At 60.0% G+C, this 5,413-nt stretch carries 3 protein-coding genes; all 3 read right to left on the minus strand.

All coding sequences use genetic code 11. The annotated features are described in order from the left end of the window. Positions 1-147 precede the first annotated feature (147 nt). From ABX749_RS20060 to ABX749_RS20070, 3 genes are read right to left on the minus strand one after another with little or no spacing between them, the layout of a single operon-like run. Positions 148-2,334, minus strand: coding sequence for a hypothetical protein (locus tag ABX749_RS20060; RefSeq protein WP_372897536.1), 2,187 nt, complete (start codon positions 2,332-2,334; stop codon positions 148-150). Beyond that, positions 2,325-4,304, minus strand: coding sequence for a BatA domain-containing protein (locus ABX749_RS20065; protein ID WP_372897537.1), 1,980 nt, complete (start codon positions 4,302-4,304; stop codon positions 2,325-2,327). Before ABX749_RS20065 ends, ABX749_RS20060 begins: the two co-directional genes overlap by 10 nt. After that, a complete protein-coding gene (locus ABX749_RS20070) occupies positions 4,301-5,212 on the minus strand; it encodes a DUF58 domain-containing protein (RefSeq protein WP_372897538.1) in 912 nt (303 codons plus the stop codon). The genes ABX749_RS20065 and ABX749_RS20070 overlap by 4 nt, the downstream gene beginning before the upstream one ends. Positions 5,213-5,413: the final 201 nt, after the last annotated feature.

Here is a 5,413-nt window from a genome sequence, read left to right on the forward strand (position 1 = left end):
AGAGGGGTTAGCTGTTAGCGGTTAGCTATTAGCTGTTAGCGGTTAGCGGTTAGCGGTTAGCGGTTGAAATCTGAAACTTGAAATCTGAAACTTGAAACTTGAAACTTGAAACTTGAAACTTGAAACTTGAAACTTGAAACTTGAAACCTAAACCCCTCCCGCCCATTTTCTTCCGACCCAAAAGAGCGCCAATCCGGCGATCATGGCCGACAACACCGCGGGGTGATTCCACCACTGGATGCGTCGCACGGTGGAAGGATCGGGTGGCAAGCGATTGAGTTGATCGACGAGTTGATTGATTTGATCGGGCGCGAATGTCTGGCCGCGGCCAACCTTGGCCACTTCCATCATGATATCACGCCGCGCCGGCCGACCGACCTGTTCCTCCCCCCTGCCCTGCACCGCAACACGCGCCGTGACGGTGGAGTCTTCCGTGGGGTGCCGGAGCGTCAAGGCGTAGACGCCGTACTGGTCCAACTGGGTCTGCGCGGTGAACACACCCCACTGCGAATCTTCGCGTTGCAGTCGCAGTGATTGGTTCGAACCGGTTGGTGAAACGATTTCCAACATCGCCGCGTCGGCTTGGGAGGGTGTCCCGTCGCTGGTCATGACGCTGGCCCTCAACGTCACGGTTTCTCCGATCTCCGGTTGATCGGGTCGATAGGACAATCGCATGGTTTCTCCGACCGCCATGTTGCGTTGATAGGCCATCCAACGAATCACTTGGCCCCAAAAACGATAGTGGTATTGATCCTCGACACCCATCCGCCAACGCCAAACCGAATCGATGCCCATGAACAGGACCTTGCCGGCGCCGGCCGGACGCGTGACCAGCAGCGGCACACGCCCGTATTGATTGCTTGCTTCGGCATGTACCGCCAGCACCTCGCTGCCCGCTTTGGCGCGGACCACTGCGGCGTGCCAATAAAATCCCGGCAGCGATTCCCAGACCGCCCAGTTGGTCTGTGGGTCATCGTCTAGCGCCGCCAACAGGCTTCGTCGGCCCGCCCCGGTCAGTGCAAACGATGCCGGCGTGCCGTTGCCAACGCCTAACGGCCTGGCAGGGTCGATCACGACAGGCACCAATTCCCCGAGTTCACTGGGCAACAACGACGCTTGCTGTCCGCGTGTTCCCGGCATCAACACCAAGCCCACCGCTTGCTGCTCGACCAACCCTCGAATCTGTCGACACTGTTCGACGGTCAATTGCCCTTCCGCGATACCGACATCGCCCAAGAAGATCACATCGTAGGACGCCAACTCCGCGGGATCCTCCGGCATCGACGCCAAGTAATCTTCTCCGCCGCCACCCATCCCCGGCAACTGGGGGTGAAAGAGCAAACACGAAACATCGATCCCCGGATCACGCAACAACGCATTTCGCAAATAGCGATACTCCCATCGTGGAATCCCTTCGATGACCAACACACGCAGTTTCTCTTCGCGAATTTCAATCGTCTTGCTCAGCCGATTGTTCTCTTGATTCATCTCCGATTCGATCACGGGCGTTTGGAAGGTCAAGGCATACGTGCCTGCCTGGTCGGATTGCCACACGAATGCCCCGTCGAAACGCGCACCGCCGCGGATCGAAACCGTCTGGGCGTCCGCGGCGCGATCGTCTTGGAGCAACGACACGGTCACTTCGCGTGTCTCGCTGAACCAGTTCCGTATCGTGAACGGAATCCGGACGGGTTTACCGACGACACCAAAGGTCGGAACGTCGGCGGAAACGAGTTCGATGTCGGGCAAGCGATCGGCACTGCCAATGGGAATCGAGTCCACGCGTGCGCGACCACCGCTGCGGGCGGCGATTTCCGCCGCCGCCTGAACCGGCGAACGCCCCCGATTGAAATCGCCATCGGACACCAACACGAACGCGACGGCTGATTCATGACGCTCGGCCGCCCGATCCAACGCGCCGCCTAGGTCGCTGCCTAGGTCGCTGCCTAGGTCGCTGCCACCATCACTGGAACCGTCGCGGCCCTCATCGAGCGAGACATCAACTTTTTTGAATCGACCGTCCAACCGCGCCCACGCAGCGTCCTCGCCAATGCCGTCGGCGATCTCCTGACGACTGGCCGACCGGAATTCGGACGGAACATCACGTGTTTGCATGCTACCCGAGCGATCGATCAACAAGACAACTTCTCCCTTGCGATCCGAATCGACATGGTACGTCGTCTCGGGTTGCCACAGCAGCACGATCGCGACGGTGACCAAAACGACGCGCAAGCACTCGACCACGGCGACACGCCAACGACGACCACTTCGTCGCCAGGCGGTCAATGCGAACCAAATCACAGCGATGATCGCCGCAGCAGAAATCAAAACCATCGCGACTCACCTCGTGCCCGCCCCGGCAACGTCAACCAGGCTTCGCACAACATCCCGATGATCATCATCACCCAGATCACACCCCAGATTTCCTGCACCAGACCGCCGTCGGAGTCGGCTTGGGGACCACGTAGGACCACGCGGTTCCAGCGAACATCGCCCAGCAGCCCCTGGAGCTGCGAGTCGGAGATTGTCTGGCGATCGGATTCAGCCGCCGGCCGATTGACCGCGACCAACCGCGGTGCACTTTCCGTGGAGTGCCTCACCGCAAACACCCCGGCGCCGTGCCCCAGTGGCATGCCGATCGCTTCGTCGCGGGCAAGCAGCGTTTCGATGTCTGCCGTCTCGCTCAACGGATCCGCCCCGTTTTGCAGACGGCGGTCATCTGTTCCCGCCACGATCCCGCCATCACCGGCAACCTGCAGCGGGCTGGCATTGAGCGCTTCGGACATCAATCCATACAGCACCAATCCATCGGTGACGAACAAGCTGTCGGCGTCGATCACGTCGGCTCCGCAAAACCAAGCGGCTCCTTCGCCGACGCGAATCTTTCCGATCCAAAGTTCCCCCTCGCCGATCTCCGCCAATCGCACCATTTGGCCGTCGAGGGAACACGAGGCGGCGATCGGCAATTCCCACTGATCGAAGCTCGCCTGCCGAACGGTGCCCCGAGTCCATTGCGCCCAACGGACGCCTTGGAACTCGATCCCGCGGTCGACATCGGATGGTGGAAAAAAAACCACGCTCCCGCCGCTCTCGAGAAACCGCGTGACCGCCGCGGCATCGTCGCCGACGGGTAGCTGTCCCTGCCAGATCAAACACGCCACACCGCCGGGCAGTTGTCTCGGTTGTTGCAGACGACTCCCCTGCCCTGCCCCGCCCTCGGCAGCCACCACGTTGCCCAGCACATCCGCGGCCACCTCCAAGGCCAAACACGGCGACTCGGTGACCAACCCGATGGGACGATCCTGATCGGCAGCCGCAACAAAAAACCAATCATCATCCGCGGCGTTCAGATCCGCCGGAATCGAAACCTGTCCGTAGATGACGTCCTGGTCTTCCGGCACCGGGACACGTGCATCAATCAATTCCCCTCGTCCATCGTCGACCTGGACATCGAAGGACTGGGTCACGCCCCCGACCACCAGACGCAGCGGAACGACCACCGACGCGTCGTCCTGCCGCTCGACGAGCGCCGAAACCGCCAGTTCCTTGCCTGGACCTGCATCGATGACGCGTAGACGGGTCAACACAACCGACGTATTCACGCGTGGATCATCGGCAACGTCCACCAGATGCAGACGAACGCCGTCACCTAAGGATTGGGCCGCCTGAACGACTCGGTTCCATGACGCGGCATCGGGACGCCAATCGTTCACTTGACCATCGCTGCAGACCCAAACGTCGGCGACCGAATGATCGTGATCCATCAAGTACTGCATCGCGACGCGCAGCATCTTTGGCACGTCTGCCGCGGACGCCGCCCCGCCGGTGAGCTGTGGATCGGTCAACGCATCGACATCCGCCAACTCGATCGGCGTGACGCTGACGCTGTCAATCAACACCACACGCTCGGTGCCCAACGTCCGCAGCGTCTCCGCGACACGTCGCAGTGCGGCCGCCTGGTGGGTCAATCCAGACTCGGTTCGACGCTGCATGCTGGCAGACCGATCCAAGACCACCACCGAAGGCGCCCCCGAAACGACACGACTGGCCGCGACGCCGAACCTGCCGCTGGAAAGTGGACGCGCCAGTGCGAACACGACAGCCGCGACGACCAAGGTTCTCACGGCAAGGATCAACCAGCGTCTCAGCTTTGCCGGACCGCGACGTGCTTGGGTGGCGCGGCGGAGAAACATCATCGCCGCCCACGGCGCAGTGGGATGCCTGCGACGGTGAATCAAATGAATCACGATCGGGATCAGAACCAGCGGAAGAGCCCACAGTGCTCCGAGTCTCAGAAAGCTCATACAGCCGAATCTCTTCCTCGCCCGGCCAAAAATCCCATCAGCGACTCTTCGATCGGCCGGTCCAACATCACACGGTGATAGTCGACCGCCGTTTCGCGACTGATCCGTTCGACTTCTTCGAGAAAGTCCTGGACGGCGTCTGCGTAGCCGGCGGCGATCTCATCGGGATCGACCAAAATCGATTCGTCGCCCTCCATGTCGTCCAATCGTATCGGTCGATCCCAATCGGGTTGCAACTCGACCGGATCCATCAAATGAAAGACGGCGACATCGTGTTTGCGAAACGCCAAGTGCTCGACCGCGCTGCGGAGCGTCGGCGGCTCCAGCAACAGATCCGAAATCACGACGATCAAGGCGCGTTCACGAATCGTTTCGGCCAGCTGATGAAGGGTTTCTTCCAGGGTCGTCACCCCGTCGGCTTGCAGGTTTCGCAACCGCTCGAACAACACCGACACCTGGCCGGCAATCCGCCGCGGCGGCAACAATTCCGATCCGGCGTCGCTGGCACAAATCAATCCCGCGGCATCGCCTTGACGAATCGCGATGTAGGCGAGCGTGGCTGCGATCTGCCGCGCCGCCTGCAGCTTGTCACCGAACCCCATCGATCCGCTGCCGTCGAGGACCAAGACCAGACGCAAGTTGGTGTCGGCTTCGAATTCCTTGACATAGTAGCGATCGCTTCGCCCGTAAGCCCGCCAATCCAATCGCCTCAAATCATCGCCGGGCTGATAACGTCGGTACTCGGCAAACTCAACGCTCGATCCGCGATGCGGACTCTGGTGCCGCCCCGAAACGGTGCCCAACATCGGCCGCCGCGTCGTCAACGGAATCGCCGACAAGCGTTCCGCGAGCACGGGATCGAAAAACGATTCCGTCACGGCATCGGGGTCAGAACCAGGTTCGATCATGCGTGTGACAAAAGTAAAAACATCCAGACGTTCGTTTCAGTACTCCGCACCCCACCCCGTCAACAAAACTCAAATGTTGAAACTTGAAACTTGAAACTTGAAACTTGAAACTTGAAACTTGAAACTTGAAACTTGAAACTTGAAACTTGAAACTTGAAACTTGAAACTTGAAACTTGAAACTTGAAACCTGAAACTTGAAA

The organism is Stieleria sp. (assembly GCF_041595215.1).
GTDB classification, from domain to species: domain Bacteria; phylum Planctomycetota; class Planctomycetia; order Pirellulales; family Pirellulaceae; genus Stieleria; species Stieleria magnilauensis.